The sequence below is a fragment of the Halomicroarcula saliterrae genome (assembly GCF_031624395.1).
Lineage (GTDB): Archaea > Halobacteriota > Halobacteria > Halobacteriales > Haloarculaceae > Haloarcula > Haloarcula saliterrae.
Genome location: NZ_JAMQON010000001.1, coordinates 1 through 21,981 on the forward strand (window position 1 = coordinate 1; position 21,981 = coordinate 21,981).

24 protein-coding genes and 1 tRNA gene are annotated in these 21,981 nt (G+C 68.0%); 10 read left to right on the plus strand and 15 right to left on the minus strand.

What is annotated here, in order from left to right; translation table 11 throughout:
* The first annotated feature begins 83 nt into the window (after positions 1–83).
* From NDI56_RS00005 to NDI56_RS00015, 3 genes are all read left to right on the plus strand, one after another.
* Positions 84–1,655, plus strand: coding sequence for a hydantoinase B/oxoprolinase family protein (locus NDI56_RS00005; protein WP_310917338.1), 1,572 nt, complete (start codon positions 84–86; stop codon positions 1,653–1,655).
* Positions 1,656–1,796: 141 nt separating this feature from the next.
* Positions 1,797–1,881, plus strand: a tRNA-Ser gene (locus NDI56_RS00010).
* Positions 1,882–1,981: 100 nt separating this feature from the next.
* Positions 1,982–2,530 (plus strand): COG1361 family protein, encoded by a 549-nt coding sequence (locus NDI56_RS00015; RefSeq protein WP_310917339.1) that lies wholly within the window; start codon positions 1,982–1,984, stop codon positions 2,528–2,530.
* Positions 2,531–2,562: 32 nt separating this feature from the next.
* Here NDI56_RS00015 and NDI56_RS00020 read toward each other — a convergent pair whose 3' ends face one another.
* Complete coding sequence (locus NDI56_RS00020; RefSeq protein WP_310917340.1) at positions 2,563–3,438, minus strand: HFX_2341 family transcriptional regulator domain-containing protein; 876 nt, start codon at positions 3,436–3,438, stop codon at positions 2,563–2,565.
* A gap of 232 nt (positions 3,439–3,670) precedes the next feature.
* On the opposite strand from NDI56_RS00020, the gene NDI56_RS00025 reads away from it, so the two are divergent.
* Positions 3,671–4,186 (plus strand): hypothetical protein, encoded by a 516-nt coding sequence (locus NDI56_RS00025; protein ID WP_310917341.1) that lies wholly within the window; start codon positions 3,671–3,673, stop codon positions 4,184–4,186.
* A gap of 136 nt (positions 4,187–4,322) precedes the next feature.
* On the opposite strand, the gene NDI56_RS00030 is transcribed toward NDI56_RS00025, so the two are convergent.
* The 6 genes from NDI56_RS00030 to NDI56_RS00055 form a co-directional block, all read right to left on the minus strand.
* The gene (locus NDI56_RS00030; RefSeq protein ID WP_310917342.1) at positions 4,323–5,969 is read right to left on the minus strand and encodes a GMC family oxidoreductase; all 1,647 of its coding nucleotides are present in this window, start codon (positions 5,967–5,969) and stop codon (positions 4,323–4,325) included.
* Positions 5,966–6,526, minus strand: coding sequence for a gluconate 2-dehydrogenase subunit 3 family protein (locus NDI56_RS00035; RefSeq protein WP_310917343.1), 561 nt, complete (start codon positions 6,524–6,526; stop codon positions 5,966–5,968). The genes NDI56_RS00030 and NDI56_RS00035 overlap by 4 nt, the downstream gene beginning before the upstream one ends.
* Positions 6,527–6,667: 141 nt before the next feature.
* Positions 6,668–8,530 carry a DUF2070 family protein gene (locus NDI56_RS00040; RefSeq protein ID WP_310917344.1) on the minus strand — a complete coding sequence of 621 codons (1,863 nt, stop codon included), beginning with the start codon at positions 8,528–8,530 and terminating at the stop codon, positions 6,668–6,670.
* A 52-nt stretch (positions 8,531–8,582) separates the two neighbouring features.
* On the minus strand, positions 8,583–9,152 hold the full coding sequence (locus NDI56_RS00045; protein WP_310917345.1) for a GMP synthase subunit A: 570 nt from the start codon (positions 9,150–9,152) through the stop codon (positions 8,583–8,585).
* Positions 9,153–9,206: 54 nt separating this feature from the next.
* On the minus strand, positions 9,207–10,286 hold the full coding sequence (locus NDI56_RS00050) for a sensor histidine kinase (protein ID WP_310917346.1): 1,080 nt from the start codon (positions 10,284–10,286) through the stop codon (positions 9,207–9,209).
* Positions 10,287–10,365: 79 nt separating this feature from the next.
* Positions 10,366–10,917, minus strand: a complete 552-nt coding sequence (locus tag NDI56_RS00055; protein WP_310917347.1) for a DUF7097 family protein — start codon at positions 10,915–10,917, stop codon at positions 10,366–10,368.
* Positions 10,918–11,125: 208 nt separating this feature from the next.
* On the opposite strand from NDI56_RS00055, the gene NDI56_RS00060 reads away from it, so the two are divergent.
* Together NDI56_RS00060 and NDI56_RS00065 are read left to right on the plus strand one after the other, a co-directional pair.
* Positions 11,126–11,491 (plus strand): DUF192 domain-containing protein, encoded by a 366-nt coding sequence (locus tag NDI56_RS00060; protein ID WP_310917348.1) that lies wholly within the window; start codon positions 11,126–11,128, stop codon positions 11,489–11,491.
* A 145-nt stretch (positions 11,492–11,636) separates the two neighbouring features.
* Positions 11,637–13,181 carry a (R)-citramalate synthase gene (locus NDI56_RS00065; RefSeq protein ID WP_310917349.1) on the plus strand — a complete coding sequence of 515 codons (1,545 nt, stop codon included), beginning with the start codon at positions 11,637–11,639 and terminating at the stop codon, positions 13,179–13,181.
* A 40-nt stretch (positions 13,182–13,221) separates the two neighbouring features.
* Here the strand turns inward: NDI56_RS00065 and NDI56_RS00070 are convergent, their stop codons facing one another.
* The 3 genes from NDI56_RS00070 to NDI56_RS00080 all read right to left on the minus strand — a co-directional run bounded on the left by NDI56_RS00070 (position 13,222) and on the right by NDI56_RS00080 (position 16,502).
* Positions 13,222–13,506: a HalOD1 output domain-containing protein gene (locus tag NDI56_RS00070; RefSeq protein WP_310917350.1), complete on the minus strand. Its 285-nt coding sequence runs from the start codon at positions 13,504–13,506 to the stop codon at positions 13,222–13,224.
* A gap of 106 nt (positions 13,507–13,612) precedes the next feature.
* Positions 13,613–15,976, minus strand: a complete 2,364-nt coding sequence (locus tag NDI56_RS00075) for a bacterio-opsin activator domain-containing protein (protein ID WP_310917351.1) — start codon at positions 15,974–15,976, stop codon at positions 13,613–13,615.
* Between the two features lie 82 nt (positions 15,977–16,058).
* A complete protein-coding gene (locus NDI56_RS00080) occupies positions 16,059–16,502 on the minus strand; it encodes a bifunctional nuclease family protein (protein WP_310917352.1) in 444 nt (147 codons plus the stop codon).
* Positions 16,503–16,577: 75 nt separating this feature from the next.
* Here NDI56_RS00080 and NDI56_RS00085 point away from each other — a divergent pair, with 75 nt between their 5' ends.
* Both NDI56_RS00085 and NDI56_RS00090 read left to right on the plus strand, forming a co-directional pair.
* The gene (locus tag NDI56_RS00085; protein WP_310917353.1) at positions 16,578–16,865 is read left to right on the plus strand and encodes a DUF8081 domain-containing protein; all 288 of its coding nucleotides are present in this window, start codon (positions 16,578–16,580) and stop codon (positions 16,863–16,865) included.
* Between the two features lie 121 nt (positions 16,866–16,986).
* Positions 16,987–17,274 (plus strand): DUF8142 family protein, encoded by a 288-nt coding sequence (locus NDI56_RS00090; protein WP_310917354.1) that lies wholly within the window; start codon positions 16,987–16,989, stop codon positions 17,272–17,274.
* 208 nt (positions 17,275–17,482) lie between these two features.
* On the opposite strand, the gene NDI56_RS00095 is transcribed toward NDI56_RS00090, so the two are convergent.
* The 5 genes from NDI56_RS00095 to NDI56_RS00115 all read right to left on the minus strand — a co-directional run bounded on the left by NDI56_RS00095 (position 17,483) and on the right by NDI56_RS00115 (position 20,157).
* Positions 17,483–17,719 carry a DUF3194 domain-containing protein gene (locus NDI56_RS00095; RefSeq protein ID WP_310917355.1) on the minus strand — a complete coding sequence of 79 codons (237 nt, stop codon included), beginning with the start codon at positions 17,717–17,719 and terminating at the stop codon, positions 17,483–17,485.
* Positions 17,720–17,723: 4 nt separating this feature from the next.
* Complete coding sequence (locus NDI56_RS00100) at positions 17,724–18,098, minus strand: prefoldin subunit beta (RefSeq protein WP_310917356.1); 375 nt, start codon at positions 18,096–18,098, stop codon at positions 17,724–17,726.
* Positions 18,099–18,211: 113 nt separating this feature from the next.
* A complete protein-coding gene (locus NDI56_RS00105) occupies positions 18,212–19,213 on the minus strand; it encodes a DUF4352 domain-containing protein (protein ID WP_310917357.1) in 1,002 nt (333 codons plus the stop codon).
* A gap of 132 nt (positions 19,214–19,345) precedes the next feature.
* The gene (locus tag NDI56_RS00110; RefSeq protein WP_310917358.1) at positions 19,346–19,858 is read right to left on the minus strand and encodes a PIN domain-containing protein; all 513 of its coding nucleotides are present in this window, start codon (positions 19,856–19,858) and stop codon (positions 19,346–19,348) included.
* The gene (locus NDI56_RS00115; protein WP_310917360.1) at positions 19,855–20,157 is read right to left on the minus strand and encodes a UPF0175 family protein; all 303 of its coding nucleotides are present in this window, start codon (positions 20,155–20,157) and stop codon (positions 19,855–19,857) included. The genes NDI56_RS00110 and NDI56_RS00115 overlap by 4 nt, the downstream gene beginning before the upstream one ends.
* A gap of 176 nt (positions 20,158–20,333) precedes the next feature.
* Here NDI56_RS00115 and NDI56_RS00120 point away from each other — a divergent pair, with 176 nt between their 5' ends.
* Positions 20,334–21,164 carry a pantoate kinase gene (locus NDI56_RS00120; RefSeq protein WP_310917361.1) on the plus strand — a complete coding sequence of 277 codons (831 nt, stop codon included), beginning with the start codon at positions 20,334–20,336 and terminating at the stop codon, positions 21,162–21,164.
* A gap of 72 nt (positions 21,165–21,236) precedes the next feature.
* A complete protein-coding gene (locus NDI56_RS00125; protein WP_310917362.1) occupies positions 21,237–21,980 on the plus strand; it encodes a 4-phosphopantoate--beta-alanine ligase in 744 nt (247 codons plus the stop codon).
* Position 21,981: the final 1 nt, after the last annotated feature.

Consider the following 21,981-nt stretch of genomic DNA (forward strand, 5'->3'; position numbering starts at 1 on the left):
GTCCCGCTCGACTCGAAAAACATGGGTGAAAAAGGCCGGCCGCTCGTTCCACTCGCGGCCGGTCGATCACTGGAGGCCACGCGATGACCGACCACGACATCGACGCCATCGAACTCGAAATCCTCAGGAACCAACTGGAGAGCGTCGCCGAGGAGATGGGCGAGGTGCTCGTCCGGGGCGCGTTCTCGCCGAACATCACCGAGCGCCGGGACTGCTCGACGGCGCTGTTCGACTCCGAGGGCCGACTGGTCGCCCAGGCCGAGCACATCCCGGTGCATCTGGGCGCGATGCCGGAGGCCGTCGACGCCGTGCTCGACTGCGACCCCCGGCCCGGCGACGTGTTCGTCCTCAACGACCCCTTCGCCGGCGGGACCCATCTCCCCGACGTGACGCTGGTCTCGCCGATCAGCGAGGCGCCCCGCGCCTCGGCGCCGCGAGACCGCCGGGACGACATCCTCGGCTACGCCGTCTCGCGGGCTCACCACGCCGACGTGGGCGGGATGGCGCCCGGGAGCATGCCGGCCGGCGCCCGGGACATCCAGCAGGAGGGGTTGCGTATCCCGCCGACGCGGCTGGTGGCCGGCGGCGAGCGCGTCGACGCCGTCTGGGACCTCCTCGAAGCGAACGTCCGGAACCCGGCACAGCGCCGGGCGGACCTCCGGGCGCAACTCGGGGCCAACGAGCGGGGCGCCGAGCGCGTCGGCGAACTGCTCGAGGACCACGGGGAACGCCTGCTGGCCGCGTTCGACGCCGTCCGGGACTACTCCCGCGAGCGCGTCGCGGCCGAACTGGCCGACTTCCCGGACGGCAGCTACACCGCGACGGACCGGCTGGAGGGTGACGGCGTCACCGACGCCGACATCCCCATCGAGGTCACGGTGACCGTCGACGGCCGGGAACTCGCCGTGGACTTCTCGGGGACCGCGCCACAGGTCGCGGGCAACGTCAACGCGCCGCTGTCGGTCGCAAAGAGCGCGGTGTACTTCGCGGTCCGTTCGGTGACCGACCCCGACGTGCCGCCCAACGGGGGGTGTTATGACCCCATCAGCGTCCACGCGCCGGCGGGGTCGCTGCTCAACCCCGAACTGCCGGCGGCCGTCGTCGGCGGGAACGTCGAGACGAGCCAGCGCGTCGCCGACGTCGTGTTCCGAGCGCTCGCCGAGGCGGTGCCCGACCGCGTCCCCGCGGCGGGTCAGGGGACGATGAACAATCTCGTCGTCGGCGGGTCCGGCTTCAGCTACTACGAGACCATCGGCGGCGGGATGGGTGCGAGCCGGGACGCCGACGGCCCCTCGGGCGTGCAGGTCGGCATGACGAACACGCTGAACACGCCGGTCGAAGCACTGGAAGTCGCGTATCCGCTCCGGGTCGAGCAGTACGGCCTCCGCGGTGGCAGCGGTGGGGCGGGGCGCCACCGCGGCGGCGACGGTATCGTCCGGGAACTCACTATCGAGACCGACGCGACCGTCTCCCTGCTGACCGAGCGGCGCCGGACGGCGCCGTGGGGACTGGCCGGGGGACTGGACGGCGCCTGCGGGACGAACGCCATCGACGGCGAAGCGGTCCCGGCGAAGGTCACCCGCGAGGTCGAGGCCGGCACGACGGTCCGCATCGAGACGCCGGGGGGCGGCGGCTACGGTGACCCGGACGAGTAAGCGGTAGCGTCGTCCCGACTTCGCGGTGGTCGGCGACGGACGGGGCCCGCGGACGGCAGTGTCGATGGGTTCTGAGACGTGCTACCGAGTCACTCGACCAATCGAAACGCCTAAACACCAGACGGCGGAACTGAGAAACGAGCCGAGGTAGCCTAGCCTGGCCAAGGCGGTTGCCTCGAAAGCAACTGTCCTCACGGACTCAGGAGTTCAAATCTCCTCCTCGGCGCTTCTGTGCAGCACAAATGACGAGCGCAGCGACCGACCCGCTGTGATAATTCCCGCGGCAGACAGATTTAATAAACGCCGGCGGGGACTGACTTGCAGTCATGCATAGGCGTCTGTCCGCACTCGCGCTCGGACTGCTCTGTCTCGTCGTCGTCGCTGCGCCGGTCGTCGGGCAGTCGGCCGCGGTCGCGTTCTCGGCGACGGGCGACGACGCCCGGGCCGGTGGCACTGCCACTGTCACGTTCACGCTGGAAAACACCGCCGACGAGGACGTCTCCGGCATCGTCACCGTCACCGAACTCCCCGCGGACTGGACAGTCGAAGGCCGGACCGACGACGGTGGGTTCTGGAACGACGGCGAACGGAAGTGGCTGTTTCAGACCGTCACGGCCGGGTCGACCGTCACGCCGTCGCTGACGCTTTCGGTTCCGGCGGGCGCGAGCGGGAGCTACGACGTGGTGGCGACCGCCGACGACGGGGACACCGTGACCCGCGCGACGGCGACGGTGGCCGTCGGGCCGGCGACCGGGGCGTCAGGTGAGGCGACCGCCACCGGACAGTCGACAACCGGCGCCAGCGGGCCGGGCCTCGGCGTCGCTGGCGCAGTAGTCACACTGGTGGTCGCGGTGGCTCTTCTGGGACGGTCCTGAGAACTCGGTGCGGGGCGACGATTTCGGCGCTGTTACTCCTCGTCGATTTCGGGTTTGAACCCGGTTATATCGGACACCGTCGTCTCGCGGTCGGGCAGCGTGGGGAAGTTCGGCTTCCCGTAGACCCCGTTCCCCTCGACGGTCTCGACGGTCTCCTCGTCGAGCGGGAAGGCGGCCAGCGCGTCGATACCACGCTGTTCGAGGAAGACGTTCTTCTTCCGGCCGGCCTTCTCGACGCGGACGTAGCCCCCGTCGGTGAGCGGGTCGATGATGTGCGATTCGAGGAGCCGGTAGCGACCCTCGTCTGATTTGGCCTCGGTGGTCGCGATGAAGGGGAGCTCCCTCTCCTCCGCAAAGCGGATGAGCTCCTTCTTCGTAACGCCGTCCTTGTTCAAGAGGAAACCCATGATCTGGAGCTGCTCCGCGGAGGGCCCCTGGAGCTCGAACACCGGTAGCTCCGATATCTCGCCGGCCTGGTCGAAGATAGGTCGGTCGGGCGTCCAGACCTCTTCTCCGTCCTCGATGTCCTCGCTGTCGGTGAGCGTGGGCGTGACGTAGTACGGCGTCGCGTCCGAGGTCTGGGCGGCCATCATGCCGGCGATGGCCGCGATGTTGGTCCCCGTGGAGATGTTGATGTACACCTCGTCGCCCTCGTGGTCCTTGACCGCCTGGGTAAAGGCCTGTACGCTGCTGTCGAGGTCGTAGAAGTTCGCCTGACGGAGCTCGACTTCCAGGCGTTCCATCGACTCCAGGTCCGCGATCATCTCGTGCTCGAAGTCGGCCAGATAGGCGTCGTCCATCGGACAGATGAGGACCAGCTTGTCCCCCTTGAGCTCGAACAGGGGTTCGACCAGCCGCGCCACTTCCCAGCCGTGGGCGGCGACGTGAACCCGGTCCGTTACCTCCATTGCTTGGCTACAGGACGTGATCGGGTTTGTAACTGTCGTCTGTTCGCGTCGGGGACCGACCGACAGCGATGCCCTGTGGCGCCGGGCCGGCTGTGTCACCCCCGTTCCACCGGTTCTATAACTATCTGGCGTTACCGAATCTGACTTACTTTTGCTCCCCAACTGACCTACTTTTTAACGATACTAACACTAGCGCCCTAGAGTCAAGTCACTAACGCGAGGCCGGTAGCGTATGCGACGCAGACAACTGCTGACCGCGACTGCGATCGGCGCGGCTGGTATCGCTGGCTGTTCGAGTGACTCCGGTGGAGACGGAACCGAGACGTCGACTGGGACGCCGGCCGGAACTCCATCCGGGAGTACGAACGAGAGTGGGGACGGCGACCTCGCCACGCCGGAGGCCACGGTCCGGCGGTTCTACGACACGCTGTACGGGAACGACGACATCGAAGGGGCCAACGAACTGTACCATCCGGAGAGCCAGGCGCCCCCGATACGGGAAGCGAACTTCTCGGATTTCGGCGCGGTCTCCGCGATAAGCGCGGCGATCGAGTCGACGGCGGTCATCTCCCAGTCGGACAGCGAGGCGGAGGTCCACGCGGACGTCGCCTACGCCTCGCCCGCTGGGTCGGCCGTCCAGACGGACTGGTTCACGCTCGCACCGTCCGACGGCGAATGGCTGGTGCTATCCTGGGTTCCGGAGTCCGTCCGGAACCAGGGTACCCGGACACCGACCGCGAGTAATTGAACGCTCGGCGGTCCCCGTCTGCGCTGCTCCCGATAGTTCCAGGTGAACGATAGCCGGCGGTCAGCCCGCCGTTCGGTGGCCAGCGATGCTGCGCTGGTTCGACGGCTCGGGCGCCCGAACTCGACGACAATCGCAGTTACAGTGCTGTCTCGTGGATGTGGTCGGCCGCTTTCAACGAGAGGGCCATGATCGTCAGCGTCGGATTCGCGGCGCCACCGGTGACGAAGACGCCGCCACTGGAGATGTAGAGGTTCTCCAGGTCGTGTGTCCGTAGATTGGGGTCGACGACGCTCTCGTCCGGGTCGGTCCCCATCCGCGTCCCGCCCATCGGGTGGTAGCCACCCTTCCCGAGCGGACCCAACTCGTCGTGCTCGGCGGTCATGGTCCCCTCGGCGTAGACGACGTTACCGCCCAGTTCCTCGATGAGCGAGCTCGCGGCTTCGATGCCCGTCTCCTGGCCGTTCCGGGCGTACTCTCCGGGTTCGACCTGCACGTCCGGGACCGGGTTCCCGTAGCTGTCCGTCTTGGACCGGTCGAGGGTGATGCGGTTGCGCTCGCGTGGGAGCATCTCGGTGCTCATGTTTACGCCCACCGTACTCCCGTACTGACTGTCGACCGTCTCCAGGAGTTCGTCACCGATTGTGTCCTGTCCCATGGCGATGGTCGCCGGCGAGGGGCCGGCGGTGTTCAGCGGGAACATGTTGACACAGCCGTTCTCCGGCGGGTTGTCGTCGTAAAACTGGTGGATAGCCGTCGTTACCTGTGGGCCGAACGCGCCCTGGAGGGTGTCTTCCCCGGGGATGAAGCCGAGGACGCCGGCGGGCGGGTGGCCCATGAAGTACTTCCCGACCGTTCCACTGGAGTTGGCGAGGCCGTCGGGATACTGGGGCGAGTCCGAGAGCAAGAGGAGTCGGGGCGTCTCGTAGGCGCCGGCTGCGGCGACGAACACGTCCGCAGTCTGGCGGTGGGTCTCCCCCTCCGGGGTCTCGTAGACGGCCTCGGTGATCTCCTCGCCGTCGGGCCCGTGTTCGAGGCGCTGGACCGGTACCCGGTCGATAACTGTGGCGCCTTCGGCCTCGGCCTTGTCGACGTGGATGTCGGCGCTGTACTTCCCGCCGGAGGGACAGACGAACTGGCAGGTACCGTACCCCTGGCACGCGTTGCGGTCGTAGTCGCCTTTGTTGATCGCCATCGGCATGTCCTGGACCGTGATGTCGAGGGCCTCGCCGGCCGCCTCGAACAGCGCTCTGGGACGGCTCTTCTCGAACGGGTCCATCGGGAACGGCTCCTCTCGGGGCGGCTGGTAGGGAGCGTCCTCGTCGCCGGAGACGCCGATTTCCCGTTCCGCTCGCGCGTAGTACGGGCGGAGGTCCTCGTAGCTGATGGGCCAGTCCCGGCCGATCCCGTAGCGGCTCTGCATCTCGAAGTCCTTCTCGAACAGCCGCGGGACGACGGCTCCCCAGTGGAGGCTGGTTCCACCGACACCCTTCACCCGGCGCTGGTTCAGCGGCCAGGAGTGGGCCCCGGACGCGGAGTACTCGTCGCGCTCCCCGCCCATGTCCCAGATCTCGTCGTGGCTCGGACCCGGCCGGAGCTGGGTCTTCATCCGGTCGACCCGTTCGGCCTTGTCGAAACGCGGGCCGGCTTCGAGGACTACCACGTCGTGACCGCGTCTCGCCAGCGAGTGCGAGAGCAACGCCCCCGCCGGCCCCGCACCGATCACGCAGACGTCGGCGCCCTCTACCGGTGTCCAGTCCGTGCCGTCGGACTGTGCGTCACTCATGGTGACCCAGCCCCGTTGTAGCCGTAGCCGCCGGGCCAGCCTCGCGGGTTGGGGTTGCCGACCCGCTCGCCGCCGGTCGGGGAGGCGTAGAACGCGAACAGCAACTCGTCGACGAGGTAGTAGTTCGCCCGCTGGATATCGGTGCCGTCAGGCACGGAGTCGCCGGTCCGCAGGTCGGTGTCCTCGATGAGTCCGACGCGCTCGCCGCCGCTCAGTTCGGCGAACCGGCTCTCGTGGGCGTCCCGTGCCAATCTATCGAGCGTGTCGACCCCTGCCTGTACCTCGGTCCGGTAGGACTCCTCGTCCACCATCCGGCCGTACAGATACGTCCCGAGGTACTCCTCGGTCACCTCGGCATCGGAGGGGTACAGCGCCTCGGCGAGTGCCATCATCGCCCCCGAGTCGCTGCCCATCTCGCCGTCGCCGGGCGTCCCCGCCGCCGTTTTGGTCCCCGATTCCGTGTCGGTCCGGTCGCCGCCGAGCGACTCACAGCCCGCCACCGCCGCGATGCCGGCCGTGCTAAGCGCCCCGATGGCGTCACGTCGAGTCAGTTTCATGTTGTGTGAATGTCAAGCGGACGCCACCGATATAAATATTTTCACTACTAACTTTTCTCCGTTAGTAATGTGGTGGTCACGGGAGACCCCCTCCACAGACGGCTCTCCGGGGCGGTCTCGACCGGGGAGATCGGCGGCCGGCTACACGCCGGCGGCGAGGAAGATGAGGACGCTGACGGCCATCACCGCGAGCACGAACGCCGCCGCGAGCGCGCCGCCCAGCGACACCATCGCGTTGGCCGTCGAGGCGAGCGTCTCGGTGCGGTCGTTGCCGAAGACGGTGACCTCGGCCGTCTCGCTCTCCATCCCGGCCTCGACCGGTTCGAGGTCGTCGATGGCCTCCGCGACCAGCGCCTCGATGCGTTCGACCACCTCGGCTTCGGGGATGACCTGGCCGACCTGGTTCTCGGCGTCCATCGTGTTGACGATGTGGGTGTCGCTGGTCATCACCTCCACCGTATCGACGCCCTCGACGGCGTCGAGAATCGCCTCTCGCAGGCCGGGCTCCATGTTGTTGCCGTCGACGAGGACGTAGGCCGTCCGCTCGTCTTCCACCTCGAAGACGGCGACCCGCATGCCGAGCGGGCCGATGCCCTCCTCGGGGACCCACGGCGTCTCCGCCCAGGCGACGCCACAGCGGAGCGTCCCCGTCTCCGCCGCGGCGAGTCGCTCGCCGAGCTTGCCGGCGCCGTGTATCATATCGAAGGAGCGCTGGCTCCCGGGGACGACGTGGCCGAGGTCCTCGCCCGCCAGCCCGTCGTTGCAGTTGTGGGCGTCGACCAGCAACACGTCCTCCAGCCCGCCGGTCCGGGCCTCGGCCATCGCCGAGAGGCCGACCGCGTAGTCCACGTCGTCGGCACAGCCCGGCGCGTAGGTGGTGACGACCATGGCGTCGTCGCCGAACGCCTGGCCCAGCAGCGTCGCCTCGCCTTCGACGTGGCGTTTGCCCGCGGTGGCCTCGGCGCTGTACTCGATGTTCTCGAAGGCAGTCTCGGCGGCGTCGAGGATAGTCTCGACCTCGCTCTCCGTGACGAGATTGAAGTCGTGACCGGCGGTCGCGTGCGGGGGGAACGCCACCCCGTCGGCGACTTCGGCGACCCGCTTTGGGAGGTTCCCGCCGCCGATTTCCCCCATGGGTCCGGGGTGTATCATCGGCAGGACGAACCGGGCTTTCTCCTCGCCGTCGGGCCGGCGAACCGCGAGCACGGTGACGGGGACGATGGCCTCCTCGCCGATGTCCTCGAAGAACGTCTCCAGCTCGTCGGACCCCTCGGCGAGATAGCCGACGAAGCCACGGAGGAAATCGAGCGCGGAGACCCCGAGCGAGGAGCGCCACGGCCGGTCGATAGCGACCAGAAACACCCAGACGGCCAGCGCGTACAGCAGGCAGATAGCGGCGAGCAGGACGAAGTCCGCCGGAATGAATCCCTGGAGCGCCGGCGGCGCCTGCTCCGAGCGGGCCAGCATGTCCTGTAGCATCGGGTCGTCCAGAAGGTAGGTGGTCGCCCCGCTGTAGACTGCGAGCATGCCCGCTGCGGCGACGGTCTGGACGCTGGCCGGGACCGTCGCCTTCAGGAAGCTGTACCGGGAGACGGCGAGCAGGATGAGCAGCCGGAAGGCGAACACCGACGCTAACGCGACCAGCAACACGTCGAAGACGAAGTTCGACCCGAGCGTCGAACTCACGAGGGCGATGACGCCCGCGACCGTCAGGAAGGCGATGGTGACGAGCTCACAGATGAGCGCGAGCAGGGAGGCCCGGTTGGGGGTCAACTGGCCGCCCATTCGGCGGTCGACCCACGGCGTCACCGCGCCGGCGATAGCCGTCGGCAGTCCGATAAAGAAGACGCCCTGCCAGGCGTCGTCGAGCACGAACCGCGAGTCGAAGGCCGCGATGCCGGTCAGCGCGGCGATAAACAGGGCGAAACCGATACTGGCGTACCAGTTCGGCGCCCGGAAAATGAACCGGGAGAGGCCCGCAAGATTTCCCTGTGTCGTCGTCATTTATCTATCACATCCAGCCGCACTACATAAATCCAGCCGCTCGTCGTCGCGCCTACTGTCGCGGTGCCGACTGCTGGTCACAGACTGCGAGGAAGTTCTCGAAGACGGCCTCGCCCTCCTCGGTGTGGGCCACTTCCGGGTGCCACTGGACGCCGTAGAGCCCGCGTTCGGTGTCGCTCATGGCCTCGACGCCACACACGTCGGAAGTCGCGGTGCGGGCGAAGCCGTCGGGGACCTCTTTCACTTCGTCCGCGTGACTCGCCCACACGCGGGTCTCCGGTGCGAGCGAGCCGATGAGGGGGTCGTCCTCGTCGAGAATCTCGACGGTCACGTCGGCGTAGCCGCCGTACTCGCCGCCGCCGACCTCGCCGCCCAGCTGGTCGGCGATGAGCTGCATCCCCAGACAGATACCCAGCACGGGGACGTCGAGGTCGAGATAGTCGGCGCAGTTGCCGATGTCGTCCATGTCCGGACCGCCCGAGAGGACGATACCGTCCGCGTCGATCTCCTCCGGCGGCGTGTCGTTGTCCAGCAGCTCCACGTCTACGCCCATGTCACGGAGCGCACGCTGCTCCAGATGCGTGAACTGGCCGTGGTTGTCGATGACGACGATGTGGGTCATTGGTAGGCGAGACGCTATCTGGGCCTATATATCTCCTGATAGCACACCGCCCTGTCAGGGCAGACGCTGTGGTCGCCTCGTCAGCCACGTCGCCGTCCGGAACGAGAGCGTGACGACGTTGCCGCCGTCGGCCGTCCGCTCGAACGCTACCGCTCCCCCGTAGCTCTCGACGACCCAGATGACGAGCCAGAGCCCGACGCCTCTGGAGTGACACAGCGGCGTCTCGCTTCGCGACGAGAAGACGTCGAGCTCCGTCTGGGGAATCGACGGGCAGTCGTCCACGAGGCGCAGCCGCGTGGTCCGCCCGTCGACCTCGACGGCGACGGAGAGCGACGGCGCCGTCTCGCTGTGGACGAGGGTGTTCTCGACGACGTTGTCGAGCACGGAGTCGAGCAGCCAGTCGGCCCGGACCATCGCCCGCTCGGGGAGGTCCCGTTCGACGGTCGCGTCCGGGGCCGTCTGTTCGAGGGCGTCGAGGCGACTCTCGACGGCCGACACGAGGTCGACCGCGTGTTGCTCGCGGTCGGCGGCGCCCAGTGCCACGTCGATCTGGCGTGCCTTCTCCGTGGTCGAGAGCAGTTCCTCGACGGTGTGGCGAAGCTCCTCGGTGTGTGTCGCGGCCTCGCCCGACGTCGTCCGTTCGAGTTCGCTCAGGTGGCCGAGCACGACGTTGAGTCTGTTGCGCAGGTCGTGTCTGAGCACCCGGTTGAGCACGTCGTTGCTCTGGGCGAGGCGCCGCTTGGTCCGTCGCAGTTCGAGCACCGTCCCCACGAGGAGGCCGACGAACCCGCCGAGAGCGACGCTGCTGGCGAGTAGCGCTGTCCGCGGCGTCGCGACCGGCGTCCCGGCGAGCACCACGCCGACGTGCAGCAGCGTCAGCAGGCCGATACCCAGTCCGGCCCACTCCGCGACCCGCCAGACCTGCTCACCTTCGAGCCCGCTCCGTGGGAGCCACTGGTTCGCCGCCACCAGCCAGAGGGCCGGCCCGAGCCCCGCCAGGACGACCAGCGTCGCCGTCGGACCGACCGCCATCGCCGTCGCTGCGTGGGCCACGAGCGCCAGTGACAGCGCGGCGCCTGCCCCGACCACGTAGCCAGTGCCCAGCGACTGCTTCGAGAGCTCCGGCCGGTTCACAATACGGGAGATTCCGGGGCGGTCTACTTAGAACCCGGTCGCCTGATTATCACGGCTGATACCTTTCGCGGCAGCGCGGCTACACGTCTTCGGTTCCGTCGCCGTACCGGTCGGCGGCGGACTGGAAACCGAGCTCCGACCGCTCCGTGGTCTTGCGGCCCTCCCGTGTGGCGATTGCCTCGGGGTCGGGGCTGGCGTCGTCGTCGATGGCGGCCCACGAGTTGTGGACCTTCGCGTGACACCACCGACAGAGGAAGACGGTTATCTCGTGGCTCAGTTCGTCGTCGTCGGCGTACGAGAGATGGTGTTCCTCCAGCAGCGGCCGCGAGTCGTCGTGGGCGATACGGCGCTCTTCGAGCCCGCAGCGGACGCACTCGCGGTCGTGGTTCTGACAGCGGAAATGCGGGCACTCCGCCCACGCCCAGTCCGAATCGTCGGGGTCACCGTCCTCCCCGACGGCGGCCGGACAGCGAAACGCCTCGGCGCTACGGGCGTTCGCGAACTCCGGGTCGTGGTGGCCGTGTTCGCGCGCCCAGCGGCACTTCCCCTCGCTCGTGACGAAATCGCACCGGTCGACGTGGTCGTACGGGTCCTCCACGCCGACGCTCGTCCCGCCCGGTGCCTTCTCCATACCCGCTGTCGGGCGTCCGGCCACCTGAATCTGTCCGTCCGGACCGACCCCGGGGTCGGCGCGTACCGGTAAATCGCTACAAGGGGCCGAGACACGATGAACTACCCCGGGCTCGGCTGGGCTCTGGCACTCGTCGTGTTTTTCCCTCGACTCGACGACGGTCCCGCCCGACGGAACGCTTTTTTCACCCCGTCCCGTCGCCCGGCGTATGCGCGTCGTTCACGACCCCGAGGGCTCTCCCAGCGTTCTCGCCACCGAGGTCGACGTGGCCGAGACGATGCTGGAGCAGTCCCGCGGGTTGATGTTCCGGCGGTCGATTCCGGACGACTACGCGCTCGCGTTCATTTTCGAGCCGGCGTGGCCCTTCGGCGCGGTTCGCCGGCGGCTCATCCACATGCTGTTCGTCGGGATGCCCATCGACGTGGTCTGGCTGGCGGGCGAGGAGGTCCGAAAGGCCAGGACGATGTATCCGTGGCGCTCGGTCGACTACGCGAAGGCCGATACGGTGCTGGAACTCCCGGCGGGAGCCGCCGACGGCGTCGAGGTGGGCGATACGGTCGTCGTGGAGTCCTGACGCCGGTTCGCTTCCAACAGACTAAAGACCATGAACGTCCCAGTACCGGTTACTATGTCGGACTACCCGACGGAGGATAGAGGAAGTCGCCGCGAGGCGACTGGGTGTGAAATTCGTCCAGCTGTGTGATGGAAGTGGATCTTCTGTGAGTCAGAACACATTGTTCGGAGGGCACCCAGCGACGCGTGCGCTCTCAGACGTCGGTGAGGTACAGTTCCTGGATACGACACTGCGCGACGGCGAGCAGGCCCCCGGCGTCTCGCTGACGCCCGACGACAAGGCCGCTATCGCTCGGAAACTCGACACCGCGGCTATCGACGTCATCGAGGCCGGCAGCGCCTGCACCGGGCCGGGCGAGCGCGAGACCATCTCGCGGGTCGCCGGGCTCGACCTGTCGGCGACGGTGACCAGCTTCTGCCGTGGCATCCAGAACGACATCGACCTCGCACTGGAGTGTGGCGTCGACGGCATCGACCTCGTCGTCCCGGCCAGCGACCGCCACGTGGAGGACAAGGTCGGCACCTCGCGCGAGGACAACGTCCAGTCGACGGTCGAACTCGTCGAGTACGCGAAAGACCACGGGCTGTGGGTCGAGGTCATCGGCGAGGACGGCTCCCGGGCGGACCTGGACTACCTCGAAGAGCTACTGGCGGCCGCTCTGGAGGCCGGCGCGGACCGCATCTGCTGGGCCGACACCGTCGGTCACGCGACGCCGGACCGCGCCCTCGAATGCGTCTCCCGGCTCTCGGAGCTGGGGCCGGTGAGCGCCCACACCCACGACGACCTCGGGCTGGCCGTGATGAACGCCCTCGTCTCGGTCGCGGCGGGGGCCGACCTCGTCCACGGCACCATCAACGGTATCGGGGAGCGCGCGGGCAACGTCGCCCTCGAAGAGGTCGCCATCGCCTTAGACCACGGCTACGGCGTCGACTCGATGGACCTGACCGAGGTGTACGACCTCGCGAAGCTCATCGCCAACCGGACCGGCATCCAGCTCGCGCCGAACAAGGCCGTGGTGGGTCAGAACGCCTTCACCCACGAGTCGGGCATCCACACCGACGGCACGCTGAAAGACGACGCGATGTACGAGCCCTACGCCCCCGAGAAGGTGGGCCGGGAGCGACGGCTCGCGCTGGGCAAACACGCCGGCCGTGCGGGCGTCGAGGCCGCGCTGGACGAACACGACGTCGCGGTCACCGACGACCAGCTCTCCGAAATCGTCGGCCGCGTCAAGGAACTGGGCGACCGCGGCAAGCGCGTCACCGACGCCGACCTGCTGACCATCGCCGACGAGGTCACGGGCCAGGAGCAGGACCGCCGGGTCGAGCTGCTCGGCCTGACCGCCGTCTCCGGTTCGGACACGCCGACCGCGAGCGTGCGGCTCTCGGTCGACGGCGAGGAGCGCAAGGCCGCGGCGGTCGGCTCCGGCCCCGTCGACGCCGCGATGAACGCCACCGAAGACGCGCTCTCCCACACCGCCAACGCCACGCTCGAAGATTACCACGTCGACGCTATCACCGGCGGTACGGACGCCATCGTCACCGTCGAAATCGAGATGTCCCGCGGGGACGACCACGTCGCCGTCTCGGCCAGTGACTCCGACATCACGCGGGCCTCGGTGCGGGCGATGGTCGACGCGATGGACCGGCTCGTCTCCGACGAGGGCGAGCAGCTCGTCGCCGACGACTAGCGGGCTGGAACACTGGATACGGGAGACGCTGTGTGGCGCGCTATACGCGCGCTTCGGCCGTCGCCGCGCCGTCGTGGAGCCGATGGACGCTGACAGTTCTGTCCGCGGAGACCTCCACGTGACAACCCGCCATCGTGAACTGCACGGCCCCACAGGCGCCGCCACCCGAGAACAGCTTATCGAGGGCGTCCGGGTCGATGCAATCGAAGAGGCGCTCGTTCAGGTCGAGGGGGTCGACGTTGTTCAGTTCCGCGACAGCGTAGACGACAGCGTGACTCAGCGGCTCAGTCTCCGGGACGGTTGTTTCGGTGGAATTACCTGTCATTATCTCGACTCGCTGTTTCTCAGTTACAAGGGAGCCGAAAAACTAGTTGTGGCTACGTGGATAGCCACGCCGAAGCGCCGACACTACGTGTATACCCCTTGCCGTCTCAGTCGTCGAACACCAGTTCCAGCAGTTTCCGCTGGCTGACCCGGAGATGTCTGTTCACCGTCGGCTGGGACACGTCTAACATCTCGGCGACGCCCTCGCCGGTCGTGGTCCGTGGCCACTCGAAGAAGCCGCTACTGTAGGCCGTCCGGAGCACTTCGAGCTGGCGGTCGGTCAACTGGGCTTCGAGCGAGTCGCGGACCCCGCCCCGATGGGTCGGCGAGGGCCGCTCGCGCCGGGCGGTCAACTGCACGCCCTCGCAGAACTCCGCCGTCTGGTCGATGAACGTCCGCACGTCGGTCTCGGCCGCGAGTACGACCGTCAGCTCCATCTCGTCGTCCGCGACGCGCACCTCGCCCAGGCGCGCGCCGTGTCGCATCAGCCGGCCGACGACGGTCGGCTCCCGGGCGAGCAGTTCGTACCGGTCATCGTCGGCGACGGTGACCACCGAGTCGACGTGTTGGACCGTCGTCACCGCGTCCGCGACCGTCTCCGCGTCGGTGTCTGGGACGTGCAGAAAGAGCCGTGTCGCGGTCCCGTCGACCGGAATCACCGCCTCGCCGTGTACCGTCGTATCGAGGACGGCAGCGAGCCGCCCCAGCGGCGAGTCGGGGACAGCGATGGTCAGTGAGAGTTCGACGGCGCTGTCGCTGGCGTAGCGGGTCCGAAGCTCGTGTTCGCGGACGGCGTTTGCGACGCTGTCCCCGAGGTCGGCAAACACCGACGTGAGCGGCTCCCGGAACTCCACGGGGCGGTTCGCGTAGACGCTCAGGACGCCGTAGCTGACGCCGTCGACGCGAAGCGGCACGCTGATGACCGCCTGGAAGTCCCGCGCGATGGCCGCGGTTCGCCAGCGCTGCTCTCGGATGTCCTCGGCGATGGCGTCGACGGTCGTCAGCTCGTTCGACCGCGCCGTCCGGACGGCCGGCGGCCCGTCCGGGTCGGCCGTCGAGAGCGAGACGGCCTCCAGATAGTTCGACCCCCGCCCGGCCCACGTCCGCGGGTCGACGCCGTCCGCGTCGACACGACCGATCCACGCGAACGATACCCAGTCGGACTCCGTGAGCGCCGCGCAGACGCCCTGCTCGACCGCCTCGACGCTGTCGGCGTCGACGAGCGACCGGGTGGTCCGCCGGAGGACCGCAAGCACCCGTTCCAGCTCGGCGACGCGCTCGGCCTGCCGGCGGTGGGTCGCCTCGCGCTCCCGGAGCGTCGCCTCGCGGCCCACGCGTTCCAGAGCGGCCCGGGCGCTCCGCGCGAGCAGTTCGACCAGTTCGTGCGTCCGGTCGTCGGGCTCGGCCGCCACCGTGTGGAACACGCCGTGGTCGCCCAGTGGCTGGTACCGGTCGCCGCTGTCCACCGAGCGCTCGGTTCCCTCGAGGAACACGTCGCGTACGACGCCCTCGTCCTCGCCACAGAGGGCCTGTCGCTCGTCGGTGCCCGCCACTCCGGCGGCGCCGGCCGGCCACAGGACGTTCCGCCGGGCGTCGAACAGGTAGAGCGTGGCGCCCGACAGCGAGAGCACTTCGGTCGCCGTCCCGACGATGTGTTCGGCGACGGCCTCGCTGGTCTCGGCGTAGAGCAGTTCCCGGGTCGCCCGCTGGACCGACGCCAGCGTCTCGGCGAACGCCTGCCGGTCGGCGATGTCTCTGACGACACCGACGTGCCGGTCGGGGCCGTTCTCCCGGGGCGCGGTCGCGAACTGCGTCTCGATGGGGACGGTCTCCCCGTCGGCGGTCGTGAGTTCGCTCGAAAGCGTCGCCACGTCCCGCTCACCGTCGCGCAGCGCTCGGGTGAGTTCCTGTCCCCGCTCGACGGTCGCCTCGTCGACCAGTAACGAGACGTCCGCCCCGACCAGCTCCTCGGCGTCGTAGCCGGTCAGCGTCTCCACCGCGCCGTTGACCGACCTGATAGTCGCCTCGTGGTCCAGCGTGTAGACCGCGTCGTGGATGGTGTCGAGGACGCGTTCGTGCTCTTCGAGACGGTGTTCCTTCGCCCGATAGCCGGTGACATCGTGGCCTACACAGAGGACGTATGCCCCGTGGCGGTCGAACCCGAACTCGACCCAGCGCTCGGGTTCGTCGCCGGTCCGGACGGTCACGTACTCGCCGGGACGCTCGATGTTTCTCTCGATGGCATCGCCCGTGAGCGCCGGGAAGACGGCCGTGAGCGACTCGTCGACGAGTTCCCCGTCTCCGCCTGCGAGCGTCGACAGCGCTTCGTTGGCCGCGACTACGGTGGCCGACTCATCGAGCACCGCCGCCGGTTCGGCGAGCCGGGGTATCAGGAGGGTAAGTAGCGTGAGGGGAACGGCCGAGACATCGGCGGCGCGATTCACACGCCGCTCCTCGCTGGGATGCTCCATGGGAGGGGTCAGCACCTGAACGCCGAAAGCATAGTCCCGGCATAGCTACCAGCTACCTGCGGGTGTTCCCTCGCCAGTCGGACTACAGCTCCTCGTCGACGTCGAACTCCTCCGGCGACCGGCCGGCCGCGTCGACCACCTCGTCGGAGACGACGAGCGGGCAGTCCACCCGCAGCGCGATGGCGATGCCGTCGGAGGGTCTGGCGTCGAACACCATCTCCTTGCGCCGGTCTTCGAGATACTGCTCGGTGTCGACTTTCGCGTAGAAGGTGCCGTCAGTGAGGTCGTCGATGCGCACACGGTCGATTGCCCCGCCGAACTCCGCGACCATCTCGACCAGCAGGTCGTGTGTCAGCGGCCGCTCGAAGGGCTCGCCGTCGATGGCCAGCTGCATCGACTGGGCCTGGTCGGAGCTGACGAATATCGGGACGATTTCCTCGCGCACGCGAAGGAGAACCACCGGCGTCCCCGCCCCTTCCTCGCTTACCCCCACACCGACCCCCTCGACCGTGGCCTCGTGTTCCATATAAAACGGTTCGGTGTGTGGGTATGAAAAACTAGCCCGCTGTCGTTTTACCGGGCGGGCGCGTGAGTGTCCGCTGTGACCGATTCGGGCTATCTCGTGGCCGTGAAACCCTCCGCGCGGCGAGTGAGCGCTCGCGTCGGCCGGTGGGTCAACCGCGAGGGGACCACTAGAGCGTTCGACTCGAAACCCCTCGCCCGCGAGTGGGCGCGGGCCTGCTGTAGCGCCTCGGCGACGGTGTGGGTGCAGGACGCCCCCGCGTGGGCCGACGACGGCGCCGACGGCTATCTGGTCGGGCGTCGCTGGCGAGACGCGGCGGCCGAACGCCCCGGACAGCAGGCGACCGTCACCGATATCGACGGCTGATACTGTCGGCTGTCATCACGTGGAAAATATCGCCACCCCGGGGTGGCGGATATCTCCACGAAGTTACAGCCACCAGTATGACGAACGCGATGTTTTTCACCGTGGCGACCCGAGCGCCTGTATGGACGACACCGCTGAGTCCGGACTCGGCCGCGACGAGCCCACCGAGCGGACGACGGCGGACCTGCTGGAGGACGACGACGACGAGGGGCTCGTCGAGGGGATGACCCGCAAGAAGGCCACGCTGTTCATCGCGCCGTTCGTGGCCATCGGTCTCTTCGACCTCGTCCTCCTGCTCGGGTGGGGACTGGACCCGCTGTGGGGCTTCATGATTCTCCCACCGATTCTCTTCGTCAGCGTGCTGGGCTGGATCGCGTTTCGGACCGGCTTCGCGAGTAACCGGACCTGACGCTCGGGCGCGGGCCGTTTCCGGCTTGCGGCTCCCCGTTCCGCTTCGAGGCACTTCGCTGCGCTCAGTGCCTCGCTACTGCTCGCGGGTCACATCGCTCCCCGCTCGCCTATTCGAGGACTCTCTTCGGTCGGGTCCTCGCTACTGCTCCACGGCTCCCAGCGGTCGCCGTGTCGCTTCGAGGCACTTCGCTGCGCTCAGTGCCTCGCTACTCCCCAAACAGCTCGTCGACAGCACCCCGCGCCGCCAGCGCCGCGTCGTCCGCGAGCCGCCCTTCGTCGGCCGAGCTATCCGGAGCGTTGACGTACACGTCCACGTCGAGCACGCCGTCCTCGAACGTGACCGTCACGTCGTAGTCCTCGACTTCGCTCACGCCAAGCCGAGAGAAAATGACGTTTTCGGCCGCTTCAGCGGCCGTCTGAACGACTTCGTCGTCGGTCGGCATCGCCTTACGCGCCTGCGCCGGGGCCGCCGGCCGGGCCGCCGCCGAGCATCTGCTGAAGCTCGCTCTGGAGCTCCTCGAACTGCTCTTGGACGCGTTCTTCCTGTTTTTCGAGGGTCTCGACGCGGACTTCGAGGTTGCTGACCTTCTCTTCGAGGTCCTCGCGGGCCTCGTCGAGGTCCGTCTTCACGAGGAGCTCGCCGACTTCTCGGTACATCGTGGTGTCCGCGTCCACGTCGTCGAGCTCGTCGAGTGCGGTCTTGGACTCCTGTAGCGTCGACTCGGCCTGCTGTTTCTGTGTCGCGACCTGCTGTGCGGTCTCCTGAAGGTCCTGTAGCTCCTCGAGCTTCTCCTGTGCTTCCGGCGGAAGATTACCCTGCATACTCGCCCGGTCGGGGTCCGGACTGTTAAACCCACGCATCTATGTCCGGTCGGGATGTCCGGAGCCTCGCCGTCCCGCTGCTGTGTCGGACTCCGGGCGCGGTTGACTGTGGCCTACAGACGCCACTTGGCGGCTATATCAGACGTGAACTGCACGCGAATTTCGTTTGCGGACGCGCTCTCGGGCACCCTGAACAGGAGTAACCCCCGCTCCTCCTCCCCTGGGGTTATCGTCCCGCTCTTGTACTCCTCGGCATCGCCGCTGTAATCGCCCCTCAGATAATTGTCTTCGTCGGTCAGGAGCTTGATATCGAACACTGACGGGACGGCGACGAACTTCTCACCGATATTTTTCGTCGAGAGCGTGACGAGGACGAATTTCTCTCCCTCCGGAGCCTCCGCTCGGTCTCCGTCCGCCCTGTCCTTGTCCAGATACGACTGGGTCTCTTCGGTCGAGAGGACGCTGACGGATATCTGCTGTGTGTCGGTGCCGAAGGCCTGGCGCTCGCCGAGGTCCAGCGTGTCGAAGTCGTACTGCTCTCGGTCCAGTTGCTGGACGTCGATGGGCCACTCGGCTGTCGACTCCCCCTCGCTCCCCTCGTACTCCAGACGGAGGCGGCCGCCTGCCGTCGACGGCGCGAGTTCGTACACCAGCCAGCCGGTCGTCGACTCACCCGCCGCGAGCCGAGCGTACCGCGGGAAGACATCCTCGTACGTGTTCGTGTAGGTGTTTTCGTGCTCCTCCCCATCGTACTCGAATACGGGGGTATCGGGGACTTTGAGGTCCTCGGTTCCCGTGTTCTCCACCTCGGTCGCTATCGTGAGGTACGTTTGCTCGGACCCCTCGGGAGACTCCGAATACAGATTCTCCATCACCCCGTACACCAGCGCGTCTTGGAGGCTGGCGCTGGTCGGGGTGACGGTCAACTCCGTCTCGCTTCCCAGGCTGAGTGCCGTCGATTCCCCGAGCGCGACTGTGGGCTCCCCGTCGCTCCCACCGCCGGGGTTCGCGTCCGTCGGTTGCGCCTCGCCACCCGTGTCTCCGCCACAGCCAGCCACAGCGCCGAGTAATCCGGCGGAAGAGAGCTGTAGCAATCGCCGCCTTCCGAGGTTCATACCTTGCGATTCAGGACAAAATACTTGTCTCTTTCGGCTGTAAAATACCTCCCGCTGTGCTGTCACGGCCACGGCCTCGACGGCGGCGTCGCACTCACCCCTCGTCGGCCCGCTCGACCACGGCTGTCAGACTCACTCTCCGACCTCACCGACAGCACGCTCACGCAACTCCCCGGTCAGGTGCATCCCGTGCTGGTCGATGCGCCGGACGATGCGCTTTGCCTGGGCCGGACTGAGATACTTGTCCTCGATGGCGGCCCGGACGACGACGCCGAAGCTGCTGGTGATCTCCGCGCCCAGACCCTGTGCGGTGCGTCGGACGGTGCGGTCCTCCGAGACGACCGCGACCGCTGTACGGTCCGCCGGGTCACAGTGGGCGAGCACGCCCGCGATGACAGTCTCACCGGCGCCGATGTCTTTCGCCCCCAGCACGGACCGCGCTGCTCCGAGTCGCCCCTCGTCGACACCTGTCTCGACTCCGCCGTCGAGGAACGCCGCGAGGTTCGTGGCGGCGGGTTCGACGTCCACGGAGTCGATGACGGGCTCCGGAACGACGATGTCGCCGTCGAAGGCGTCGAGCAGCGAGAGCTCGCCGACCTGACCGAGGCTGTACAGCGAGGTCGGGCCGACGTAGATGCGCGTCATAGCTCGGCGGCCGTGTCGGCGTCCAGCTCCAGGTCCGACAGCTTGAGCTGGGTCGTGAGGTTCCGCTCGCGGGCCACGTCCAGCCACTCGGCGATAGAGCAGTCCGCTATCTGTGCGGCCTCGGCCGCGGACACGTCCCCCGACTGGTACCGCTCGACTGCGACCCGCAGGCGCAGCGTCTCCAGCCCCTCCCGCAGCGCCTTCCGAATGGTCGTCGACCGGTCCTCCGAGAGCAACTCGGCCACGTCGTCGAGCTCGGCCTTCTCGTCGTCGGCGAGTCGTGCACTGATAGTCGGCATCGTATACGCAGCGCGTTAGCGTAAACACACATCAAGGTAAGGGTGACGGCGGACGCGTCGGCAGAGCGGGGGACGACTTCGCGAACGGAACGTCGTCCATTCTCGTTCCGATGCCGCGACGGTCGTCGCTTCGCGAACCGTCAACCGTTAACCGCACCGCCACCCACGAACTGGCAATGAGCGACGACGCACGAGCGTTCGTCCCGGGCCACGTGACCGGCTTCTTCACGGTCGACCGGGACGACGACCCGACGAAGGCGGGCTCCCGCGGCGGCGGTATCGCGCTGTCAGACGGCGTCTCGGTGACGGTCGAGCAGGCGGCGGAGACGACGGTCGAACTGGACGGCGAGGCGGTCGAGATGGAGGCCGTCGAGCGGGTGCTCTCGGCGCTGCGCGCCGAGGCGCGGGTCACGGCCGAGACGCCGCTCCCGCTCGGTTCGGGCTTCGGTGTCTCCGGCGCGCTGGCGCTGGGGACGGCGCTGGCCGCGAACGCCGCGTTCGACCGCGGGCTCTCCTACAACGAACTGGTGACTATCGCCCACGGCGCGGAGGTTCAGGCCGGTACCGGTCTCGGCGACGTCGTCGCACAGGCGCGCGGCGGCATCCCGCTGCGGCTGGAGCCCGGCGGACCGCAGTACAACTACGTCGACGCAGTCCCCGAGCGCGCCCGCGTGGAGTACTACACGCTGGGGGAGCTGTCGACGCCGGAGGTCGTCGGCGGCGACACCGAGGCCCTGACGACCGCCGGCGAGCGAGCCCTCTCGGCCGTGGTGAAGGAACCGACGCTCCCGACGGTGACACGGGCGTCCCGGCAGTTCTCCCGGGAGGCGGGGCTGCTGACCGACGACGTGCGCGAGGTGGTGGCGGACGTGACCGACGCGGGCGGCGACGCGGCGATGGCGATGCTGGGCGAGACGGTGTTCGCGCTGGGCACCGGGCTGACGGACGCAGGCTACGACGCCCGCTCGTGTGCGGTGTACCCCGCCGGCGGCACGCTGGACGAGTAGGCGCCGCCGGGGAATGTGACCCTGTCACGCACGTACCGAGGACTTTTGTACGCGTGATATCGAACGAAGCCTATGAGCGACGACGTAGACGTGCCGGAGAGTCACCCGCGGTACGAGTCACTGTTGACTCGGCACCGAATCGAGGCGGGTGTCGACGCGGGTATCACCTCACGACAGGGGCTTATCGCACAGGGGCGGGGCGAGGCGTACGACTATCTGCTGGGCGAGGCGACCATCGACAGCGCCGACCGGGCCGAACGAGCGGCCGCCGCGTATCTGCTGGGGGCGGACCACGCGGTCGTCTCGGTCAACGGGAACGCCGCGGCGCTCGTCCCCGGCGAGCTCGTCGAACTCGCCGCGGCGACCGGGGCCGACCTCGAAGTGAACCTCTTCAACCGCACCGAGGAACGCATAGAACGCATCGCCGACTACCTCCGCGAACACGGGGCGGACGAGGTCAAGGGCCTGACGGCCGACGGGCGGATTCCGGGGCTGGACCACGAGCGCGCGAAGGTCGACGCCGACGGCATCGGCGACGCCGACGTGGTGCTCGTCCCGCTCGAAGACGGCGACCGCGCCGAAGCGCTCGGCGAGCTGGGCAAGACCGAGCTGGTCGTCGACCTGAATCCGCTCTCGCGGTCGGCACGGGCCGCGACGGTCCCCATCGTGGACAACATCATCCGGGCGATTCCGGGCATTACCGCCCACGCTCGCGACCTCGCGGACGACGCCGACGCACAGCGAGCTGCCATCGAGCGTTTCGACGCCGACGCGGCGCTTTCGGACGCCGAAGCGGCGATTCGCGGGGGTGTCTGAG